At 36.9% G+C, this 1,222-nt stretch carries 1 protein-coding gene and 3 pseudogenes; 1 reads left to right on the top strand and 3 read right to left on the bottom strand.

The features are described from left to right. Positions 1–137: 137 nt before the first annotated feature. Positions 138–254, top strand: a pseudogene (locus O9332_RS28135) (XRE family transcriptional regulator); the annotation flags it as partial. Positions 255–392: 138 nt separating this feature from the next. On the opposite strand, the pseudogene O9332_RS17315 reads toward O9332_RS28135, so the two are convergent. The 3 genes and pseudogenes from O9332_RS17315 to O9332_RS17325 form a co-directional block, all read right to left on the bottom strand. Then, a pseudogene (locus O9332_RS17315) lies at positions 393–761 on the bottom strand (DUF5615 family PIN-like protein). After that, the gene (locus O9332_RS17320) at positions 752–1,000 is read right to left on the bottom strand and encodes a DUF433 domain-containing protein (protein ID WP_002743172.1); all 249 of its coding nucleotides are present in this window, start codon (positions 998–1,000) and stop codon (positions 752–754) included. Before O9332_RS17320 ends, O9332_RS17315 begins: the two are co-directional and overlap by 10 nt. Positions 1,001–1,109: 109 nt before the next feature. Then, positions 1,110–1,222 (bottom strand): annotated as a pseudogene (locus O9332_RS17325) (IS630 family transposase); the annotation flags it as partial.

The raw sequence follows: 1,222 nt of genomic DNA on the forward strand, positions 1-1,222 counted from the left end.
ATCGGGGGGAAAATTCCTGGACTTTTTCCCTGAAAATTAGGTAATTGGCCACCTCAAAACTGGTAAAACCCCACACCCCACACCCCACACCCCACACCCCACACCCTGCCACCACCGAAAAACTTTTTCAGCAGACCCTAAATACACTGCGCGAAGTAGTTAACGCCTTAGGTGGAACTGTCGAAATTATTGTCAAAATTCCCAACAAAGAACCTATAATTATTGGTGACTATTCAGAAACGAAGTGTAATTAACCACAGAGACACAGAGGACAGGGAGATTATTTGCCAATGTTATAATTTGTACTCAATAATAAATGTGTTCGCTTTTGGAACACAATATTTAAGATGGAATTAACGGGAAGACTCCATGAAAGCTATAAAGCAAAAATCTTAAATTGGTAAAAGTCTAATCCGAAAAATACGATCTGTCACTGACACAATTGCTCCCGTCTTTAATGCTTTTGTACAATCTCGTAAAACTATAGTTAAACGCTGATTAATTAGATTGTAGTTTTCATTGCCTAAACGGAATAGGATGACACTTGGTAAATTATCACCACTAATAGCGAGAAGTTGAGAAAAATCTAGATCGACAGTTAAAATTATCCGCTTTTCTCTTTTTGCTTTGGCAAGAATTTACTGATCAGATAAAGTTTGTAAGCCTTCATCTCGAAGATGAACGACATCATAACCTTGTTCTCTTAACCATGAGACTGTACGCAGATAAATCCCCATATCGGCTAGAAACTCTATCTCCATTGCTCGATTAATTCAAAATGATGAACTTGTTCTCTGGCTAACCAAGAAGCATATAATAAACATTGGTGAATATCTTCTCTTTCTAGGTCAGGGTATTCCTCTAATATTTCCTCTATCGGCTTTTCGTTAGCAAGTAGATTAAGAATTAAAGAAACAGGAATACGCATTCCTCGAATACAGGCTTGACCTGCCATAATTTTGGAGTTAAAAGTAATTCGGTCTAATTGTTTTAAGGTCATATAGTTTCCAGAAATATGAAGATGATACCTGTGGTAATTTTATTATAGCTAATTCTATAGTTGCGAGTGGAAGTGGGAAATTATAGTTATTTCAAATAAGAACGAGACACTAGGCGACACAATAAGTACGAATAATTTCATCAAGGGGTGTCCCCACAGGAGCATACATTCTTGCCCTCTTTAATGCACTAAAATCATGTTCGATATCATTTAAATCAGGAG

The sequence above is a fragment of the Microcystis sp. LE19-10.1B genome (assembly GCF_027530565.1).
GTDB classification, from domain to species: domain Bacteria; phylum Cyanobacteriota; class Cyanobacteriia; order Cyanobacteriales; family Microcystaceae; genus Microcystis; species Microcystis aeruginosa.